The organism is Saccharothrix obliqua, from assembly GCF_019375475.1.
GTDB lineage: Bacteria > Actinomycetota > Actinomycetes > Mycobacteriales > Pseudonocardiaceae > Actinosynnema > Actinosynnema obliqua.
This window is the reverse complement of sequence record NZ_JAHXGQ010000008.1, coordinates 108,367-129,274: the sequence shown is the minus strand read 5'-3', so window position 1 is coordinate 129,274 and position 20,908 is coordinate 108,367. Positions and strand designations below refer to the sequence as shown.

Sequence of the window (20,908 nt, the reverse complement as noted above, 5' to 3'; positions counted from 1 at the left end):
TCAGGCGCTTCCGACCGAGAGGAGGTGCTTGTCCTCCCCGCCGAGGTGGACGGCTGCCTCCCGGTCGGCCTCGGTCAACGTCTTCTGGTTCACCTCGGGGGTGAAGTACACCTGCGGCAGCTCGGCGATCCGCCGCAGCGCCTGGTCCACCTCCGCGCGCGGCAGGCCGGGCAACGCCTCGCGAAGCTCGGCCAACCCGATCCACGCGCCCGGCTCGGACGCGAGGTTCTGGTAGGCGGACAGGATCTCGTCCTCCACGGTGGGAGGACCGTCATCCGCTCCGTCCACCCCGGACGGGTTGCCGTCCACCCCGGCGTCGACCGGTTCCCCGACATCGGCCAGCTCGACGTGCGAGCGGTCCATGTATGCGTGAAACCACTGCAACGTCCGGTACATCAACCGGTAGCCCTTGTGCGAGCCCGTGGGCACGTCGTCCGCGAAGTGCTCGCGGCAGCGCTTCCACCCTTCTTCGGTCAGCTCGTGCACGAACGCACCGCGCAGTTCCTTCGACTTGTAGGCCGTGATGTACCTCCGGTCGATCAGGCTCTCCCGGACCGGTCGGTCGATGGTGAACTGGAGTTCCTCGTTCAACTCGATGTTGGATACCGTTCCCCCCAACAGCAGGATGGCCTGCAAAGCGGCCTTCTCCGGAATGCTCAGCGGTGCGTTCGCCATCGGTCTTCTCTCCGGTCGGGCGGTGGTCGACGGGTTACTCGGCGGGTTCGTCGGTCGGGTCGCCCGGCGACACGCCGTCGACCGGCCGCTCTTCGGGCGGTGATCCGCGGTCCGCGAACGAGATGACGTACTGCTCGGCGCGCTCTGCCAGGTGGAGCGCGAGCGGTTTCCCCAGGGCGACGTAGTCGTCGGCGTGCCGGAGCTGGTGCGTGAGCGCCGCCCAGGTCCCGGGGTCCTCGGGCTCCCCGGTGCTGGTCATCTTCGACACCGCGACCGTCAGCTCGTGGTAAGCCGGGTTCCACGCCGACACGGCCGGGCTTCGCGATGCCTCCGCGTCCTGGAACTTCACGGCCTGGTTGCTGCGAGCCCCCTGTGGCGGGACCTCGGTGATGCTCGCGAACACGCGGTTGTCGACTCCGGCGTCACGCGACACCCAGAGCCCGCTCGCGTGCCCGGCGAACCTGTCGTTCTCAAGCGGGGCGTACCACTGGGGCACCTCGTCGCGGTTGCCGCTTCCCCTGATGAGCACCACCCGGAGATCCGGTCCGAAGAGGGCCGCCCGCTGCGCCGGCCACGTGCCGAAGCCGATCATGTCCCGCACGATCAGGCCGTTGCCCAACCAGGTCCACGCCCACCTGAGGTTCTCCGCCTGCGCGAACAGCAACGTGGGTGTGCCGCGCATCTGGTACAGCAGGGCGCGGATCCGCGCCTCCGTTGCGGCACGCTGCTCGGCCTGCGACAGCCACTTGCCGCCGGTGGTTTCCGTGCCGTGGTCCACGGTCAAGCTCAGGAGGAGTTCCGGGTAGTCCACCCACGTTTTCCGGTGCTCATCCCAACCCTCGACGCGCCGGCCACCGTCGACGGGCCGAACCCGGACCGCCACCAGCGCACGGCGAGCGGACCGGGCCGCCGCACGACGCTGCTTGCGAATCATCCAGAGCCCGACGTACTGCATGTCGGGCGGCACCGCCGAGCCCAACCGGTGACGTGGTGGCGTCACCGCCCCGAGTTGCCTGAGCCCGTCGAGGACCGATGCCTTCGCGCGCTCCTCCAGGGCGTCCCCCTCGGTGTTGATGAACTGGCTGACCCGCCGGGCATCCGCGCAACCGAGGCGGATGGCTTCCTTGGGATCGCGGTCGGGGCCGAACTTGTCGGCGTTGCGCAATTCCACGAGCGCCAGGCGGATCGGAGCATCGGGTGTCGGTGCCCCGAAGTGCTCGACGATCAACGCACGGCGGTCCCGGATCGCGTCCGACGTCGCCCGTCCACGCGCGGCCGGGTGGCTCCTGGGCACCGGGAGGTCCGCGGTCACCGATTCCCAAGTCGCGCACTCGACGCGGATCTCCAGTTCTTCGGTCCGCCACGTGCCCGAGCCGTCGTCCGGAGGAAGTCCCAACACCTCTCGTAGCGCGGTTATGAGTGCGTCACGGGTTCGTTCGTTCTCGAACCTTATGTCGACCACCAACGGTCGGCCCCTGAGCGCCATCGCACACGCACGGCGGCGGCTGCGGGCCCGCAGTACCTTCGCTTCCTCGTCCCTCGGCCGCTTCGACAGCTCCGGCTTGGCTATCGCAACTACCTTGCGCATGTCCGCAGCACGCGTCAGACGATCGCCCAACGCCTGTTCCACCCACATGTCAACGTGACGGCGTTCTACCGGCATCAACCCCGATCCCACGGCGTGCGAGTCGAACCCCGTCCTGTGCACCACCCACGCCGAGACGCCGTCACGGCCCTGTCCCCACTCGGACGGGTTGTCCAGCAATTCGTCCGGACGCGGGTACGGGAAGGCGGCGCTGTACTCCGGCAGCAGGCGCACCAGGCTGTTGCGGTGCCAGGCCGGCTCGCCGAGCCGCGAGTCGTGCTTGAGCACGTTGGGTATCAGCCGCGGCACGCTGCTCGCCCGCACCATCCACGGCAGCGGCACCTGGAGGTAGACCGTCGCCCCGCGCTGCGGTGCGAGCTTGATGGCATCACCGCTCTCCCACCGGCGAACGCCGGAGGTGATGTGCACCCGCATCCGGTTGGAGAACGGAACCGTGTGCAACGACACCCTCAACAGCAGGGAGTGGTGCCAGATCCGCTTGCCCCGCAGGTACTGTCTCGGCGGCCACGACACCAGTTCGGTCCGGTCGGTGTCGGTGACGATCCGGAACGATAACGCCGCGCCCTCGTACTCGTAGGTGTGTGCGGCCAGCCGGGCGGCCACGACGTCGCGTGCCAATGTGTAGAGCCGTCGTTCGGGATCAGCGGTGCCGCCCCTGGTCACGCCCGCTGCCGTGAGGTCGACCTCGGTGTCCACCCACTCCGGCATGGCGTCGTCGATCGCGTCGAGCAGGTCGTCCACGTCGTTCGGATCGGCCTGTCCCCGACGGGACATCATGGTGGTCACCCAGGCGTTCATCATCCGGCTGAGCGCCGTGCGCGGGATGGGTTCTGCGGCGTACAACCACGGCATCTGGTCGTCGGTCGCCGCCCCCGGCGCGGCTATGACGTCCGGCACCGCGGCCTGGAGCAGCGCCGTCAGCTGGCGGATCGGCGCGGTCGCGCCCGCGAACGGCCGGTTGAACAAGCGGGTGTAACGCTCGACCACCTCAGCACGCCAATCCCGGGCGAACCGGATGGTCTTGAAGCTGTGCGACCACGGCCGGGTGGTCGGGTCGAGTTCATACGCGGTGAGTCGGATCGTGTGGTTCATGATGTGTGCGTGCCCTTCGACGCATCGGCCAGGCACCGGGCGAGCGCGGCCCACAGGGGGCCGTACAACGCTCGGACCAGGCGACGTTCCCCGTCGGGTGCGCCGGTGCCCGGTTTCGGGGAGCAGAACTCGTCGAGCAGCTCGTGCATCGCGACCAGCAGGCTGGTCTCAGCGGTGTCGGCACGGCCTTCCACGAGGTTGGGCGCGAACGCCGCGTCGACGAAGTTGACCCGCGCCGGCACACCACCACGCACCAACCTGCCGATCACCTGCCAGATCACGACCAGCAGGTCCCAGGTGACGGACCGCCGATCCACCCCGAGCCGCTGCCACGCGTTGCTGCGACCGAGCACCCGACGCCACTCGTCGCGGGCGGCACGGCGGAAGTCCCGACCCGCGCTGTCGAGCGAGGGTGCGGTTGTCGCCCAGGTGCGGAACCGGCCGTCTGCCATGACCCGGGAAGCCCAGTCGTTGACCGCGTGCACGGCGAGGGCGAGATCATCGGGGCGCGGGTTCGGACGCACGAGGAAGTAGACCGACCCGATCGCGGCGTACCGCTGGTCGTTGAGGATGTTGTGCCCGCGTTCGACCGCGAGCAGCGGCGCCACGAGGAGTTCGGCACCGGTGCCGGCCAGGGTGTCGACGTCGCCCCGGCGCAGGACGCGCGCCTGGTGGTCCCCGAGATCGCTCGGCACGTCATCGTCGTCCGCTACCAAGCGCAACACCTTGTCGCGCCAGCGGCTCGTCGCTTGCAGCGCGTCGGCGACGACGGCGCACTCCTCGTAGCTGCCGACCAGCACCAGGATGTGCCTCCGGTCGTCGTCGGCGATGTCCGCCAGCTCCTCCTCGAACGCGCTGGGCTCGTCGTCACTGCCGGTCGCAAGCTCGTTGGCCATGCGCACGAGCAGCCGGGCCCGGTCTTCCAGCGCCGAACCGGAGACGCGCAGCCATCGATCGCCGTCGCGGACGGGGGTGAAGCGGAACTCGCTCTCCGCGGCGATCCGGTCGGTCTCTCGTTGCGGTGGGGCGAGCACGGCCGTCACGGGTGTGTCGATGTGGTAGCGGGTCGAAGATCCCGCCCAACTGCTACCGGACATGAGCACGACGTTCGGCCCTGGCCGGCCGTCCACGGCCGGTAGCACCGGCATCGCCTGGAACAGAGCGCGCCCCACTCCGTCGCAGTGGAAGAACCGCAGGTCGCCACTCACCACTCCACCGTTGTCCACACCGTGGGTGTGGAACTGGAAGCCGATCACGGCGCCCATCGGCGGTTCCGGCACGACGGGCCCGTAGTCCTCGGGCCGCCGGAACCACCCGGCCGCCTCCAGGCTCAACGCCGACTCGACGCGCGGCCACATGACCGTCACCAGCGCGAGCTTCGGTTCCAGCGCGGCCAGGAGGAGGGTGAACTCGAACCGCGTGCTCCACGTGTCCAGCCACTCCCGACCCGTACCGCGGTCCTGGACGTCAAGCAGCCTCGCGAGCACTTCGCGCAGCTCCAACCTCGTCCGGCGCAACGATGTGGCGTGCAGGAGTTCACTGGTCAACCGGACCAGCACGGGGTCGGCGGGTGGGAAGTTGCGGCGCTCACCGAACGGGTTGTCGCGGAAGCGGTCCAACTCGTCCAGCACTTCGGCGCGGCGGGACTCGAAGGGGTCGTCGACTCCTTCGGGTGCGGTCGGGTAGCGGTCCAGGGCCATCTTCCGCTGGAGCAGCCACGCGCTGAAGTGGCCTTCGCGCAGCCAGCGGCGCAAGTCGTGCCGTCGGATGAGGAGGGCGTACAACCGGTCCGCGGCGGCACCCGCGGTGTTCACCGCCGCCGACCACGCCTGCACGTCGCGGTCGGACAGTTGCAACCGTCCGCGGCCCACCAACTGCTCGATCTTGTGGGAGTGGACCCGGTCCAGCCATGAGGCCGAACCTCGGCCTACGAGGGTTTCGGTGGGGGCGAACGCCGTGTCGAGGGCGATCTGCACGCGGTCCGCTTCGTCGACGACCACGAGATCGCTGCGGCGGCAGGCCAGTTCGAGGAACCGGACGTGCTCGGTGTTCTGCGGCGACGGCACGCTGGTGAGCAGAAGGCTCTGCGGTGTCGCCAGCCAGACATCGGCATCCACCAACTCCCGTGCCGAGTGGTGGCGCGGGCACGCGGACCAGAACGGGCACGCCCGCCTCATCTCACCGGAGGCCCGTCCCGACGCGTCGCGACGCCGGTCCGCAGGTCGCAGTCGAGAGCACGGCGCGTCGACATACGGGATCGGCGGCTCATCGATGTCGTGCAGCGCGTCCACGGCGCAGGCCGTGCCGAGGTGGTCGAACGCGTTGTCGACGTGGGCGAGCAAACCGGTCATACCGCGACCGGCGAGCCGGCGGTGCAGCCGCTCGGCGTGCCGGGGCCTGGTCCAGTTGCCCACGACCGGTGCGGCACGCAGCCCGTGCCGTTGGAACAGCTTCGTCAGCTTCAGCACCTCGGCGACGTCACCGACGACCAACGTCACCCGGAGGCCGAGTTCCCGCACCGCGTGCACGGTCAGGACATCGCGGAGCGTGCTCTTGCCCGCGCCCACGATGCCGAGCAGGTGCGTGAGCCCGCGGACCTCCAGCGGTTTCCCGTCGGTGAAGTCACGTCCTTCCCGGACGAGCAGGGTGGTCCGGTCGAGCCGCGCCGCCCAGGCAGCGTTCTCCACGTCGTCCATCAGGCGTGCGGTGCGCAGCAGATCCGCCTTGTCGACCCACAACGGCGCCCCTTCACCTCGTAACGGGGCATCCAGGTCGTGCCCGACCGGGGCGGGGAGATCGACCTTCGGGAGTCGAACCGTCCGCAACTCCTGCGCCGAGATGAAGGTGTGCCTGCCCGGCCGGGCGATCGGCAGCGTCCTGCGCTTGAACGGCGCGCTGCGACGGGTCAGGCCCTCGTAGATCGACCAGCGCTCGGCTGCGGCCGACACCGCTCGGCGTTGCGGCGGCCGGTCGAACGCCACCTCGTGGTAGCCGCGCAGCTCTGCCGGCACGTCGTTGTAGTCGTCCAGTGCGGCCTTCCAGGCACCCGGCTCACGGAGGGTCCACAACTCGTACCGCGCGACGCGCAGCACGTCGTCCGTTTCGGCGCTGATCAGGCCGCGTTCACGCGCGATCGGGTAGCCGCTGAACAACGCCCACGCGTCGCCGGCAGCATGGCCCGGCAGCAGGGCGCGCGCGAGGAAGAGGCCGAACTCCGTGGTGAACATCTTGTGCAACGTGTCGACGGAGACGTCGTACCCCGCCGTGAGCTGTTCGGACAACGCCCCAAACAGCTTCGCCGAGTCACGCATCCAACCTCCCCTGGCGTGACCGGGCGTGCGCGAGGTCGGCGACTTCGTCGTCCGTGACCAGCTCCGGCCCGTCGGGCAGTTCGTGGGCGAACACGTCCCGGTAGTCCCGCCGGACGCGCAACCGGTTACCGGGCACCACGACGAGCACTCGCGCGGAGTCGACCGGCAGGCGCACCCGGGCGATCTCACGCGCCAGCAGCACCGGGTTGGTGTTGTCCCGCAACACCACGCGCCATGGGCGGCCATCCGGCCAGACGACGCGCAGAAGGCCCGCCTCGTCCACCGCGAACCCACCGATCGCTTGGACCGCCGCCACCACGGACTGCTCCAGTCGACCCACCCCGATCACCGCCGCACGCAGTTCGGCGGGCAACGCGAGCGCTCCGGCGGCGGGGAACCGCTCGCCCACGACCTCGGGTGCCGGGCAGTCCTCCCGTTCACAAAGCCGGCCGCCATCCGGCAACGGTGCCGCCGGCGCACCACATGTGGCGCAACGCGCCACCTCGCCGTCTTCGACGAGAGCTGCTGGCACCGGGCCGTAAAGCTCGTGCACCAATCGCCACGCTCGGCGGTACCGACGGTCGCCGCCCAACACCTCGGCCTCGACCTTGGAGATCACCGGGTGCGCGGCGAGGAACAGCCTGCGTTCGAGGCGGCGCTCCGGCTTCACGTCGGTTTCCCTGAGGTCCGGCCCGGGGTCGCCGTCCGCCGCCCACTCCCGGCACAGCCGGGTGGGGCGGGCGCGCCGGACGTCCACGAGGTGGTCGTCCGCGGTGAGCAGAACGTGCGGCAGCCGGAGGGGCCAGTCGCGCAACGGCCGGGTACCGCACCAGCGCACCAGGTCGGCCAGGCTGCGCGGCGGCGGCACGGTACGCAGCAGGCAGGTCAGCGTCAACCGGTCCAGGGCAGCCTGCGCGTCGTCCGGGTACGGCATGGTGAACGACGACAACCTGTCGACCTGTGCCAACGCCACGACACCGCGGGCCACATCGGTGAGGACAGCGGTGTCATCGGTCGGGCCGGTCACCGCGCCGCCTCCGCCCTGCCTGGTGCGCACCACCGCCGCACCTCGCAGGTGCGGCAGGCCGAACCGGGTGACGCGGTGAACGTGACGTCACGGTGCCACGGCGTGGCGAGCGCGCTCACCACCTCGGCGGCCTCGGCCCTGACCGCCGGATCGGACACGTCGTAGAAGCGCAGGTCGTTGCCGTCCGGGTGGAGGATCTCCAACTCGGCGCGAGGATGTGGGCCAGTGTCGCCGAGCGCGCCGCGCCCGAGCAGGACGATGGCCAGGGCCAGTTGCGGTATTCCGGCGAGGGTGCGGAACCGGGTAGCGGGGTCCGCCGTCGTGGTCTTCAGCTCCCGCCAGACGAGTGAGCCGCCGTCGCGGTACAGCAGATCGGGGGTCACCAGGACCACGACGTCGGCGGTGGTGTCGTCGAGAACCAGCTTCGGCTCGACACGCACCTCGTCCGGGTGGTGCGGTAGCGGGCACAGCTCAGCGTGGTTGCGCAGCATCCGGGTGCCCAGTGCGAGTTCCTTCTCCGGTAGCACCCGGTCTGGCCACGTGTCCGGCACATCGGGTGTGCACGGCGAACCTTCGCGGTGTCGTTGCTGGAGGTAGGCGTGCACGGCGCGTCCACGCTCGGCCCACGCGCTGCGCTCGATCGACCACTCGACGGGGAGCCGTTGCCTGATCAGGTGATCACGTGCGGCGCACGCCGTGTACTTGCGCGCGTTGGTGACCGACCACGTACGGCGAGCGGCACCGCGCTCGACCGGTCCGAGTGCCCCCGGTGCTTGTTTCAACGCTGGACACCCGACCCGGAACCGGCACGAGACGCAGGGCGAGCCCGGCCGGTAGTCGGTCCCGTCCACCGCGGCCCGCAGGGCTGCCCGACCATGCTCCCGGTAGAACTCGTGGACCTCGTCCGTCGCCTTGTCGTAGAGCAGGGTCGACGTGCCGTCGGCACCGGCGAACTCGCTGAGGCGAACGCGTTGGGGAGCTGGTGTGGTGGATGCGGCCACGAGACCCGCGACAGCCAGCTCACCCGGACCTCGGCGACCACTGCTGAAGCCGATCAGGCGCAGTTCATGCGTGCTCCCGTCGGTGGAGCGGTAACGCCTTCCCCACGCGTCGATCCGGTATTTCCGGACGCCCCGCGTGTCCGGGCGCTCCAACGTGGTGTCCAGCGCCCACCTGTCGCGGATGGGAAGCCAATCCCCACGAGGAGCGGTGCCCAGGTAGCCGCGCACGACATGCCGGGTCCACTCACCCACACCGTCGTGGCTGCGCCGCCCGTTGCTCGGCGCCAACGCGGCTTTCACCGCGTCGTCCTCCGGAACACCGCGGAACTCGATGAGGTCGAGCGCGTCCATGAACGGACCAAGGGGGAAGTCGTTGAGCGGCTCACGCCTCGCGCGCGGGGCGGTCGGCACGAGTCCGTGGCGGGCTTTGAGCGCTTCGCCCATCGGACAACGGAAATCCGCTCCACCGACCGAAGCGACCGACACGACGATCCGCTGTGGCCGTCCGGCAACGCCGTCGGGCACATGCCACTCCCCCATGCATTCTCCTCCCCGTGGCTGGGGATCATGCCAGAGCGCGCTTACTCCGCTGGGGTGAACTTCAAGCACTACAACGATTTTTGCGGATTCGCGCCGACCAATGCGGCGGCACACCGATTTTTGCGGAGAAGCCGACCGGTACGCTGCGGTCCCGGGAGGATTGATGAAGGTTGGCACCAAGCTCGGGGGTATCTACCGGATCGTGGGACCACTCGGCAGCGGCGGCATGGGACGTGTTTTCCGCGCGATCGACGAGCGGTCCGACCAGGAGGTTGCCGTCAAGGTGCTGCCGCCGCGCTTCAACGAAACCGAGACCCGTGAGCAAAGACGCAACTTGCGATTGGGCTTCGAGGCTTATCTCGGCAGGCGCTTCGACGGCATCGGAGGCATACCCGTCATCTATCACCACGGCGTCACTGAAGGACTGTCCTGGGTGGTCATGGAGTTGATTTCCGGTTGGGTGCTGACGGACTACCTGACGCGCAACCGGCCGTTGAAGCGACGCACTGCCGTCGCAATCGCTTGCCAGGTGGGTGAGATACTCGAAGCCATCCACCAACGTGGTTTCGTGCACCACGACATCAAAGACTCCAACGTCATGATCGAAGATTCGGGTCGGGTGTACGTGCTCGACCTGGGTATCGCTATGGACCTCACGACGGAAAACCTCTTCTCCGGCACGCGTGGATACGCCCCGTACGAACAGGTGCGCGACCTGAAGCTGACCCGCCAGAGCGACATCTACGCGCTGGGTTGCCTGCTGTGCTTGATGGTCACCAACGAACTCCCCTTCTACGAGGAGCAGGAGTGGAACGTGGGCGACGTACCCGCCGAGGTCTCGCCCCGCCTCCTGCGGCGGCTGGGACCGGACCTCGCCCGGGTCGTGCAGCGGATGCTCGACCGCGACCTGGCCCGAAGGTACGGCACCGCCGCGGAGGTGGTGTCGGAGCTGCGCCGCCTCCTGCCTCCCCCGGATGCACCACTCGACGCCCAGGCACCGCAACCGGATCCGGAGGCATGGTTGCGCACGTACCCGCTTCGGGCGTCGCCGGGGAGGGCCTAGCCGTTCCGCGAACGGGTTTCGTCCAGAAGGCGGCGGTCGTCTCCACCAAGCGCTGCGGCACCCTCCAAGAGTTCAACGACCCGCCGCCGCGCGAGCCGTGCTTCGGCATCCTCGCCGAGTTCGTCGTGTGCGTCAGCCAGCAATGCCTGAACATGCGCCTCGTTCACCGCGGCGCCGACCCGCTGGTACTCCTCGATCGCGTCCGCGGCTCGGCGCACGGCTTCGGCCGGGTCACCGGCCCGCAGGTGGCGCAACGCCAGGTGACGGTGGATGGCCGCTCGCCCGTACCCGTCGACGCCCCGCTCACCGGCGGACGAGGCCAGCAGCACCATATCCGCCGCTGGACCGGGTTGGCCGGTCGCTCCGAGCGCGTTCGCCAGCCCGGTGGCCGTGTACGCCACGCCGCGGTGGTCTTCCAGCCGCTGGTAGGTGGTGAGCGCCGTGGTGTACGCCTCGGTCGCCGCTGCCCAGTCCTCCTGGCTCTCCTTGACAGCGCCCAGCACCTGTTGGCAATGCGCCTCGGCCAGTTCGTCCCCGGCTTCCCGCGCGAGGGCCAACGCCGCTCGGGCGTCCGAGGCGGCCAAGTCGTACTTGTGCAGCTTCCGCCGCGCCGTGCCGAGCGAGCGGTGAACGGCCGAGCGGAACCTCGGCCCGGTGGTGCGCGCCGCGGTGTCCCGGGCCGCCACGAGGAAGCTCTCCCAGTCGAGCCAGTGGCCGCGCATCTGCTGGTACCGGGTGACGGCGAGAGCCAACTGCCAGTGACGGGACTCCAGGTCGCGGTAGGCGGGCGCGGTGAGGACAGCGACGATGACGGCGTACTCGTCGTCGAACCACCGCATCGCCCGGTCCTGGTCCGCCTCCGGGAGGCACAAGCCGGTGGGCGGTTCGCCCGCCGGGTACTCCCGTCCCGACCCCAGGGCCAGGTCGCACGCACGCCCGGCCCACATCAGGTGATCCGCCACCCGTGCTCGCACATCCGCGCGCTCCGACTCGGTGAAGCTGGTGGTGGCGAGGTCGATCGCGAACGCCCTCAGCACGTCGTGCAGGCGGAACCTGTCCTCGTCCACTTCCTCCAGGAGGTTGCCGGCGAGCAACTCCTCCACCGCACGGCGCAGTTCGTCCTCGGGGAGACCGGAGGCGAAACCGAGCGCGTCCGGTCCGGCCGTCGGGCCGGGGTGGAGCCCGAGCACCAGGAACAGCCTCGACGCGGGTGCCGAGAGCGCGGCGTAGGACCACCTGAGCACGTCGCGCAAGGTGATGTGCCGGTTCGTCGGGACACTGGAGTCCAGCAACGCCGTGGTGCGCAGCTCATCCAGGATGCGCGCCAGGCTGAGCTTGGACCGTCGCGTGGCGCGTGCCGCGACGATCGCTATCGCCAACGGCAGCCCCTCGCAGGCTTCGACCAGTTGCTCCGCGTGGAGCCACTCGCGCTTGACCCGGTCGTCCCGGATCAAGCCCCGCAGCATGGCCAACCCGGCTTCCGGCGTGAGCGGTTCGATGACGACCTCCTCGGCGCTGCCAGCGGAACCGAACCCGGGCATCCGGGATCGGCTGGTGACGACGGCCGCGCAGCGCGGTCCCGCCGGGAGCAGGGAGTCGACCTGCTCGTAGCTCTCCGCGTTGTCCAGTACGACGAGCACCGACCTGTTCGCCAGGAGGCTGCGGTAACGAGCGAGCAGGTCTCCGCCCGGTGTACCGCCGAGAGCGGTGACGAACGACGTGAGGATTCGCTCGACCGAGGCCGGGGGCCGGTCGGCGAAGCCGTCCAGGTCTCCGTGCAACACGCCGTCCGGGAAGCGGGACGCCGCACCATGCGCCCAGGTCAGGGCGAGTTGGGTCTTGCCGACGCCGGGTGCCCCGACCAAGGCCGCCGCCCGCGACCGCGTCCTGCCTCCCTCGACCAGCCAGTCCAGCCGCGTCAACTCCGCTTCGCGGCCGTGCAGCACCTCCAGCGCCCGGGGGAGGTGGTTGGGTGGGACGAATCCCGCCACTTCGACGGGACTTGCCGTCGCGGCGAGTTCGGCGAACTCGTCCGCCTTCCGACGGAGGTCCGGTGGCGGTCGGAGCCCCGCGGCGCCCAACCGCACGGCGAAATCCCGCGCGGCGTTCTTGACGACGACGGCGTCACCGGCAGCGGCTCCGGCAGCCATGAGAGCGTCCAGCACTTCGTGATCCATGGGCCACAGCGCGCTCGCACGGCGCGCGTCGGCCACCGCCGCTTCGTACCGGCCGCTTTTCCGCTGCGCGGTCACCAGGTCGAGGTACGTCTTGCGGTGGAGTTCGTCGAGGAAGCGCGTTTCGGAGTCGAAATGGGCTTGGCCGATGCCCATGAGCGGCTCGTCCCCGCGCCATTCCGCTACCGCCGCGCGCAAGGGCGCTATCCGCCGCTCCGGGTCGTCGCGGAACCCGTCAGCGGCATCCAGGTACGCGCGGAACCGCCAGTAGTCGACCCGGTCGCGCGCCAGGTGCAGCCGCGCCCCGTTGCGTTGGTTCACCGGGAGCACATCGGCGCCGACCTCCCGGCGCAGCTTGGCGAGGTAGTGCGTGAGCGTCGACCGGCCCAGTCCCTGGCCGGCTCCCATCAACAGCGCGTTGAACCTCCGGTGGTCGGCGGTCAGCCGCTCGTCCAGGGCCAGCGCGGCGAGCATGGCGAGCACCCGGCTCTGCGTGATCAGCCGCTGCTCCCCTCCCACCAGGAGGGTCACCGGACTCAGCAGTCGGACCTCGATCTCGTCACCGCTCACGTCGCCCAGTGAAGCAGAGCACGGGCGCGCGGATGGCCGACCACGCGGTCGCCCCGCGCTGACCACGCGGTCGCCCCGCGCTCGCCCACCACGCTCTTGGCATCCGGTCGACGAGCGAGAAGGAGGTCCCGTGACAACGCGGAAGAGCACGCGGTGTTGGAGGCGGACTTTGCCGGAACGCGGTCTTCCGGTGCGCCGAGTGGTGCTCGGGGTCGTGCACAACGTCGCGGCAGCCCACCGGGTGCTGGACGCGCTCGCGGTGGTCGAGGACGACCCCGCGGTGCGGGTCGTTCTCACCTGTCCCGTTGCGGTGGGCGGCGGAGGGTCGGACTTGCTGCGCCACAGGGGCGCGCCCGTGATCCCTTGGGAGCAGGCGGAGGAGGAGAGGTTCGACCTCGTGGTCTCGGCGTCCGCGCGACAGCTGGACCGGCTCAGCGGTCCGATCCTGTTGTTGCCCGGTGTCTCGACGCAGGGCGTGTTTCGCGGTTCATCCCACCACGGCGACGTCACCGACATCGCCCGAGCCGTCGGCGACGGGTCTGAGGGTCATCCCTGGTCCGTAGTGGCGTTGGCACACGACCGCGACCGGCAGGCACTGCTCAAGCGGTGGTCTGGCGCGGTACGGCACGCGGTCGTGGCGGGTGATCCGGGGTTCGACCGGTTGGTGGCCAGCGCGCCGCTCCGGGACCGGTACCGCGCGCACCTCGGACTTCCACCGGACAGAGCCGTCGTGCTCTTGACTTCCGCATACGAGCCGCGCTCCCCGGTGACGCGTTCGCCTAGCGCGTTCCAGCGCTTGGCCGCGGAGCTGTCCACCACCGGTTACCTCGTACTGATCCAAATCCACCCGGATGCATGGGACACGCGCGGTTCGCGCTATCTCCGCGCGTGGGTCGCCCACATCCGCAGATCTGACGTGATCCTCACCAAGCCGACCACGGACTTGCGGATACCGGTCGTCGCCGCTGATCGGGTCGTAGGAGACCACGGCCTTGTCACGGCGTACGCCGTGGCAGCGGGGAAACCGGTGCTGCTCGCGCGTCCTCCGGCGACCTGGCTGGAAGCGGGCTCCCTCACCGAGTCTCTGGTGAAGGCGGCTCCGACGCTCGACCGCGCCGCACCACTACAAGACCAGCTCGATCGAGCCCGCGAGTCCCGCACCGCACACGCGGTGGTCTCCCGCATCACGTCATTGCCCCACCACTCGGCAGCGGTGCTGCGAAACGCGTGCTACCGCGCGCTCAACCTGCCGGACAGCGCCACGCCTGGCGTGTCCACTCCGATCCCGGTCCACCGGACCGCCGATTTCCCGTGATCAAGGCGATCACGGCCCGCAGAAAGGGGAAAGACCATGACGAACACCTCGACGCCCGCAGTCCTCGCAGGGGGCAACGGGGGCACGGCGGACGGTCGCTGACCGCTCATGAGGCAGCCCGACGGGCGTGTGCTGCCGCGAACCCCGTGTCGCGGCAGCACCTCACTCCAGTCCACCGCCTTCCTGGACCTGTTGCCGGTGCGCCTGGACGCATCGAGGACCGATCGCTGCGCTCGCTCCGGCAGATCGAACGCCGGGCACCGCGTCCTCCGGTTCATCCCGGTCGACCGCGGACCCACTTTCAGCTCGCAGAACGAGGAGAACGCGTGATACGTAGAAGCACCATCCGTCGCCCCCGAGTGAAGCACGAGCACCGACCTTTCCTCCTCGGCGCGAACGAGGTGCGCATCGGTGGTCGGGTTCCCGGCATCGCCTCGGTCGTGCACGACCCCGACGGCTGGGTCTGGGCGTTGCTCGCCGCGCTCGACGGCACTCACACCACCGAGCAGGTGATCTCGGACATGGCTCGCAGGTTTCCCGACCACGCCGCCGCCGACGTGCGCACGGCGCTTGACGAGCTCGACGCCCAGGGGCACTTGGAGGACGCCGCGGAACCGCCGCCCACCGACCTCAGCCCCTCCGAGCAGGACCGCTACAGCCGAGGCCGAGCGCTGTGGCGTTGGATGAGCAGAACGCCCGGTGCGGGTAGCTGGGCCGCTCAGTCGGCTTTGCGCTCCGCGCGGGTGGTGGTGGTCGGGGTGGGCGGCGTTGGCAGCACCGCCGCGCTGGCACTGGTCGCCTCGGGCGTCGGTCAGGTGCACCTCGTAGAACCGGACGTGGTGGAACTTTCCAACCTCAACCGCCAGCTCATCTACACCGAGCGCGATCTTGGGCGGCACAAGGCTGTCGCGGCAGTGCGACGCCTTCGGGCCCACAACCGGGAGGTTCGCGTGACCGGGGAGAGAACCGCGGTGGACGGGCCCGACGTCCTGCGGCGGCTCGCCGCCAAGTGCGACGTGCTGCTCATGGCGGCCGATACCCCGTCACAGATCCGGTCGTGGACGAACCGGGCGTGTCGGGATACCGGAACCGCATGGGTGCACGGTGGTTATCACGGTCCCCAGGTCAACGTGGGTGTGTTTCGCCCCGGAACCGGACCGTGTTACGACTGCGCCCGCCGTGCCAACCAGGAGCACATCGAGTCACTGCCCATCACACCCTGGCCCGGAGGGATCGGCAGTACCGCGGTGAACGCGGCAAACGCCGTGTCATCGGGTATCGCAGGACATTTGGCCGCACATGCCGCGATGAGCTTGGTGACCGGTGTCCCTGCGCTACCGGTCAACCGCGAGTACGGATTCAACCTGGTCACCTTGCTCGACAACGTCGCGCTGGGTGTGGAGGGGCCTCGGGCCGACTGCCCGACATGTGGCCGAGGCGTGGTCTGACGCCAGGTCACCCACCGGAAGCAAGTGCGTCCGCCGTTCGACGCACTTGCTCCGCGCGCGGGTCCTCCAAGGCGGCCAGAACCGCGGTGGCCTGCCGCAAGCACTCCACCGCCCAGTCGACCTCCCCCAGCCGGGACAAGGAAGTCGCCAGCGTTTCCAAGGCGGTCGCGCACTCCGCCTCCGCGCCACCGTGCCGGGTGTAGCCGGCCACCGCGAGTTCGCACAGATCCGCGGCGGCGGAGTGCCGACCCAACCCTTGAAGGGCTACGGCCAAGTCGTGTTGTGCGTACGCGATACCGATCGGGCTACCGATCCGGGTGCGCAGTTCCAGCTCCCGTTCGGCATAGGCCAGAGCGCTCCGATATCGGCCGATGGCGGAGCTGATCTGACTGAGGTTGCACATCACGATCGCCTCTGCCAGCCCGTTTTCCGCTTCGCGTGCCAGGTTCAACGCGACCTCGTAATAGGCCCAAGCCTCTATGTACCGGTGTTGCTCCTTGTAAGTAAGAGCAAGCCCACCGACCGCCTCGCGCAGTCGGACGTGATCTCCGTCGGCTTCCGCCAGCGCGAGGACTTCGCTGAAGTCCGCCACAGCGGCGACGTGGTCGCCCAGCGCTCGGTGCGTCTGCCCTCGTCGAACTAGGAGGAACGCTTCCGACGCACGGTCACCCGCGTTTCGGGCGGCACTCAAACCGAGCGACTCGGCCGCGAGCCGCTCCGGCCACAGCGCGCGGCGGCGCAACCCCAGGTGTCGCGCCGCCGCCGCCAACACCACCACCACCTGTTCGAGCCCGAGTACGGCTGCGCTCCGCTGCGTGGACCTCAGTGCGTGCTGCTCGAGGTCGAACCACTCCAGGGCGGCTGATCGATCGTTGATCGGCGCGAGTACCGCGGACGTACCGGTGGTGATCGGCAAGCGCACCGCATCCGGGAAGATCAGGCGATCGGCCGCGTCCGCAGCGCACGCGTACCACTCGCACAGCGCCCCGAGCGCCGCATCGCGTGCGTCCGCCGACTCCTCGGTGCAGGCCAAGCGAGCCGCGTAGGCGTGCAGCAGGTCGTGCATCCGGTACCGATCACGGCCGACCGGCTCGACCAGGTGCTGGTCCGCCAGCGCCTCCAGTGCGACGACCGCGTCCCGAACGTCGACACCGGCCAGTGCGGCGACTGCGGGCACCCCGAACTCCAGCTCCGGGTGCAACCCCAGGCAACGGAACACACGGGCGTGTGCTCCTGATAGCCGCGTATAAGACCAGCCGAAGACCGGTTCGACCGCGTTGCTGTTGTTACCGAACATGTTGGCCCCTCTCCTTTCATCGCGGATCTCCGCCACCACGTCAGCCACGCGCAAGTACCTCCGCGAGGCGATACGAGCGGTCGCGACCCGTAACGCGAGCGGGAGCCGAGCGCACATCCCGACGAGGTCTCGCACCGCCGAGGGCTCCGCCTCCACCCGGTCCGCACCGATCACGCCGGTGACCAGCGCCACCGCCTCTTCCTCGTCGAAGAGGTCGACCGCGACCCGCTTCGCTGCTTCGACGATCACCAGCTCGGACAAGCCGACGCGGCTCGTCACCAACACGAACGATCCGGGAGACCCGGGCAGCAAAGGCCGCACTTGTTCGGCTTCGCCGACGTTGTCCAGCACGACTAGCACGCGGCGCCCCGACAGCAGGGATCGATACAGGGCGCTCTGCTCCGCCAGAGCGACGGGCGCTCGCCGTTCCGGCACACCGAGCGCTCCGAGGAAGCGCGACAGCACGACCGCTGGGTCAAGGGGCGTGCCGGGACCGAACCCGCCGAGGTCCGCGAACAGGGTGCCGTCCGGAAAGCGGTGCTGGACGCGGTGTGCCCACCGCACCGCCAGCGCTGTCTTCCCGACGCCGGGTGTACCGCTCAACGCCGAGATCACCGTGGTTCCCGTACTGCCGTCCACAGATACGGAGGAGATGAGGGCGTCAAGTTCCGCCATCTGCTCCACCCGGCCCGTGAAGTCCCTCACCGCAGGAGGGAGTTGCCGCGGTACCGGTCGCAGCTCCGGTTCGGGTGGGGAAACCACCAGTTGCCGAACGACCCCGGCCTGCACCACGTGGCCGCCGACCGGACCGCGCAAGACGTTTCCTATGTGCGTCGTATCCACCATGAGCCGAGTGTGCTCGGCGGCGGGTAGCCACCTCTGCGGTCCGTCGGGTCGTCATGGGACGGGTAGCGCCGCCTGAGCCCACGCACCACCTGTGAACAGCGGTAACGCGGTTGTGGTTGCACCGGGCGGACGAGTGGGGTTACCCTGCTGTCAGCGCCTGCGGATGTTGGCTCTGCCTCCCCAGGTCGCTTCTCCGGGATCGAACCCAGTCCCACCTGCGTTCGCCCGCTCTTCCGGTGCCGTGTGCTGTCACGGCCCGCTTCCGTCCGGAAAGGACACACATCATGACCGCTGTTCTGCTGTCCGAAAACGAACCCGAGGTGCTGGTGAACGTCACCGGCGTCCTCGACTTGAAAGGCACGACCGCGCACCTCCGGGTGCAGGGGTACCTCCCCTCGCCGGACGACGTGCACGTACCTCCTTCGCTGGTGCGGCGGCACGGGTTGCGGCGCGGGGATCTGGTTGCCGGGATCGCCTCCGGGCAGCGCTCGGGCAAGCAGCGGCCACTGGTGCGGGTCGACCGGGTCAACGGTCGGGCGGCCGGGGTTTCGCCGCGGCGTCCCGAGTTCGCCGACCTGGTGCCCGTGCACCCGACCGAGCGGCTGCGGTTGGAGACCACGCCGGAGAACCTGACGAACCGGGTGATCGACCTCGTGATGCCCGTCGGCAAGGGGCAGCGCGCGCTGCTCGTCGCGCCGCCCAAGGCCGGTAAAACCACTGTCCTGCAAGCCATCGCGCAGGGCATCAGCCGGAACAACCCGGAGTGCCACCTGATCACGGTGCTGGTGGGTGAACGCCCCGAGGAGGTCACCGACATCCGCCGCGGCGTGCCGGGCGAGGTGGTCGCCTCCACCTTCGACCACGCGCCCGCCGACCACATCCTGCTCGCCGAACTGGCCGTCGAACGCGCCAAGCGCCTCGTGGAGGAGGGCCGGGACGTGGTGGTGCTGCTGGATTCCCTGACCAGGCTCGGCCGCGCCTACAACCTGGCCGCGCCCTCCTCGGGCCGCGTGCTGTCCGGCGGCATCGACTCGGGCGCGCTGCTGCCGCCCAAGCGCTTCCTCGGCGCGGCACGCGACGTGGAGGGCGGTGGTTCGCTCACGATCTTCGCCACCGCCCTGGTGGAAACCGGTTCGCTCGGCGACACCCTGATCTTCGAGGAGTACAAGGCCACCGGCAACGCGGAGCTGAAGCTCGACCGGAAGACCGCGGCCCGGCGGGTGTTCCCCGCCGTGGACGTGGAGCTGTCCGGCACCCGGCGCGACGACCTCCTGCTGTCGCCGGACGAGGTCGCCGTGGCCAGGACCCTGCGCCGCGCCCTGGCCGGCCGCGACGTCGACGTCCTGCTGGACGGCCTGCGCAAGACCCGCACCAACACCGAGTTCCTCGTGCAGCTGACCCGGGGCTGACCGGGCGCGGCTGTCACGAACCTGTCACACAGCGCGCACGCCATCCGGACACGGCGTTCCTAGCGTAACCGCCATGATCATCCGGAGAACGGCTCCCGCAGCCGTGGCCGCCGCGTTGGCGGTGTCGGCGGCCGGGCTGCCCGCGGTCGCGCACGGCGCGCGAGAACTGTCGTGGAAACCCTGTGCCACCACGGCAAAAGACTGGCCCGACAAGAACGACACCCGGTCCGAGTGCACCACCGTGACCGTACCGATGGACTACGCGAAGCCCGGCGAGCGCACGATCAAGATCGCGGTCAGCCGCATCAAAGCGGCCGAACCGGCCAAGCGGCGCGGTGTGCTGGTGATCAGCCCCGGCGGTCCGGGCGTGGTGAACATCGACGCCCCGCTCTCGTTCTCCCGTCAGCGGATCGGGGAACTGGCCGCCGATCACGACCTGGTCGGGTTCGACCCGCGTGGCGTGGGGTACAGCGAGAAGGTCGACTGCGTGGAAGGCCCGTACCCGGAGTTGCCGCCCGGCGCGGATCGCCGGGCGCGGGACAGGGCGGCGTTCGACCAGCAGGCCGAGTTCAACACCCGGTGCACCGCGGTGGATCCCGCGTTCGTGCGGCAGCTGACCACCGCGAACATCGCCCGCGACGTGGATGCCATCCGGGCCGCGCTCGGCGTGGAGAAGATTGGCTTCTACGGCGTTTCCTACGGCACGGCGGTGGGTGTGGCCTACCGGTCGCTGTTCGACCGGCGGGTCGACCGGATGTGGCTCGACTCGGTGATGCCGCCGGTCATGGACCGCGCCGCGATGGCCGCTTCCTTCGACGCCGTGCACGAGCGCCTGTTCGGCGACTTCACGTCCTGGTTGGCGCGGCGCGACCACGAGTACCACTTCGGGCGCACCGCCGAAGCCGTCCGCGCGGCGGTGTTCGACCTGCGGACCCGGCTCACCCGGGAACCGGTGGTGGGTGACGGGGCCGTCGTGGTGGACGGCGACTGGGTCAACGCCCGGCTGGGCGGCGGACCACGCAGTTGGGTCCCGACGGCGCGGGATCTCGCCACCGTGCGCGACGGAGGTCTGCCACCGTCCGACATGGCACCGGTGCGGGCGTCCGGGTTCGAGGAGGGTCACGGGGGTATGAACGGCCTCCAGTACAACGCGATCATGTGCAACGACGGCACCGGTGGCCGCACCTTCGAGGAGCTGTGGGCGGACCACGAGTCGCGCATCCGCACCTATCCCGCGAGCGGCGGGGGCGCGCAGCTCGCCGTGTGGTGCGCGGCGTGGCCGTGGGAAGCGCAGGTGCCACAGCCGGTCAAGGGGAGGAGCCCGCTCCAGCTGTCCGGTCACGCCGACGAGGACACCACTCCCCACGAGTGGGCGGTGGCGACCCGGAAGGCGGTTGGCGGCACGCTGTTGACCGTCCAGGACGACGTGCACGGTTCGCTGGCCAAGACCTCCTGCGCCGCGAAGGCCGTCGACTTCTTCCGCACCGGCCGCACGGCCGGCGGCACCTGCCCCGGGGCCCGGTGATGACGATGG

Annotated in this window: 12 protein-coding genes; 5 read left to right on the top strand and 7 right to left on the bottom strand. The window is 69.8% G+C overall.

The features are described 5' to 3' along the window. Genes KZQ38_RS24430 through KZQ38_RS24410 form a run of 5 tightly spaced genes read right to left on the bottom strand, consistent with a single transcriptional unit; the run spans nucleotide 1 to nucleotide 9,156 of the window. Nucleotides 1–675, bottom strand: a complete 675-nt coding sequence (locus tag KZQ38_RS24430; protein ID WP_219444845.1) for a hypothetical protein — start codon at nucleotides 673–675, stop codon at nucleotides 1–3. Nucleotides 676–709: 34 nt separating this feature from the next. After that, nucleotides 710–3,373 carry a pPIWI_RE module domain-containing protein gene (locus KZQ38_RS24425; RefSeq protein WP_219444843.1) on the bottom strand — a complete coding sequence of 888 codons (2,664 nt, stop codon included), beginning with the start codon at nucleotides 3,371–3,373 and terminating at the stop codon, nucleotides 710–712. Beyond that, nucleotides 3,370–6,684 carry a pPIWI_RE_Z domain-containing protein gene (locus KZQ38_RS24420; protein WP_219444841.1) on the bottom strand — a complete coding sequence of 1,105 codons (3,315 nt, stop codon included), beginning with the start codon at nucleotides 6,682–6,684 and terminating at the stop codon, nucleotides 3,370–3,372. Before KZQ38_RS24420 ends, KZQ38_RS24425 begins: the two co-directional genes overlap by 4 nt. After that, nucleotides 6,677–7,744, bottom strand: a complete 1,068-nt coding sequence (locus KZQ38_RS24415; protein WP_219444839.1) for a pPIWI_RE_Y domain-containing protein — start codon at nucleotides 7,742–7,744, stop codon at nucleotides 6,677–6,679. Before KZQ38_RS24415 ends, KZQ38_RS24420 begins: the two co-directional genes overlap by 8 nt. Then, on the bottom strand, nucleotides 7,708–9,156 hold the full coding sequence (locus tag KZQ38_RS24410) for a PD-(D/E)XK nuclease family protein (RefSeq protein WP_219444837.1): 1,449 nt from the start codon (nucleotides 9,154–9,156) through the stop codon (nucleotides 7,708–7,710). The genes KZQ38_RS24415 and KZQ38_RS24410 overlap by 37 nt, the downstream gene beginning before the upstream one ends. 259 nt (nucleotides 9,157–9,415) lie before the next feature. On the opposite strand from KZQ38_RS24410, the gene KZQ38_RS24405 reads away from it, so the two are divergent. Continuing rightward, complete coding sequence (locus KZQ38_RS24405; RefSeq protein ID WP_219444835.1) at nucleotides 9,416–10,315, top strand: serine/threonine-protein kinase; 900 nt, start codon at nucleotides 9,416–9,418, stop codon at nucleotides 10,313–10,315. Here the strand turns inward: KZQ38_RS24405 and KZQ38_RS24400 are convergent. Further along, a complete protein-coding gene (locus KZQ38_RS24400; protein ID WP_219444833.1) occupies nucleotides 10,312–13,059 on the bottom strand; it encodes an ATP-binding protein in 2,748 nt (915 codons plus the stop codon). The genes KZQ38_RS24405 and KZQ38_RS24400 overlap by 4 nt on opposite strands. Before the next feature lie 214 nt (nucleotides 13,060–13,273). On the opposite strand from KZQ38_RS24400, the gene KZQ38_RS24395 reads away from it, so the two are divergent. Next, the gene (locus KZQ38_RS24395) at nucleotides 13,274–14,374 is read left to right on the top strand and encodes a hypothetical protein (protein ID WP_219444831.1); all 1,101 of its coding nucleotides are present in this window, start codon (nucleotides 13,274–13,276) and stop codon (nucleotides 14,372–14,374) included. Nucleotides 14,375–14,733: 359 nt separating this feature from the next. Beyond that, nucleotides 14,734–15,822: a ThiF family adenylyltransferase gene (locus KZQ38_RS24390; RefSeq protein WP_308258571.1), complete on the top strand. Its 1,089-nt coding sequence runs from the start codon at nucleotides 14,734–14,736 to the stop codon at nucleotides 15,820–15,822. Between the two features lie 7 nt (nucleotides 15,823–15,829). On the opposite strand, the gene KZQ38_RS24385 is transcribed toward KZQ38_RS24390, so the two are convergent. Beyond that, nucleotides 15,830–17,965, bottom strand: coding sequence for an ATP-binding protein (locus tag KZQ38_RS24385; RefSeq protein WP_219444830.1), 2,136 nt, complete (start codon nucleotides 17,963–17,965; stop codon nucleotides 15,830–15,832). 236 nt (nucleotides 17,966–18,201) lie between these two features. Between KZQ38_RS24385 and rho the strand changes: the two genes are divergently transcribed. Together rho and KZQ38_RS24375 are read left to right on the top strand one after the other, a co-directional pair. Next, nucleotides 18,202–19,374, top strand: a complete 1,173-nt coding sequence (rho, locus tag KZQ38_RS24380) for a transcription termination factor Rho (protein WP_308258570.1) — start codon at nucleotides 18,202–18,204, stop codon at nucleotides 19,372–19,374. A gap of 73 nt (nucleotides 19,375–19,447) precedes the next feature. Beyond that, nucleotides 19,448–20,899, top strand: a complete 1,452-nt coding sequence (locus KZQ38_RS24375) for an alpha/beta fold hydrolase (protein WP_219444828.1) — start codon at nucleotides 19,448–19,450, stop codon at nucleotides 20,897–20,899. Nucleotides 20,900–20,908 lie beyond the last annotated feature (9 nt).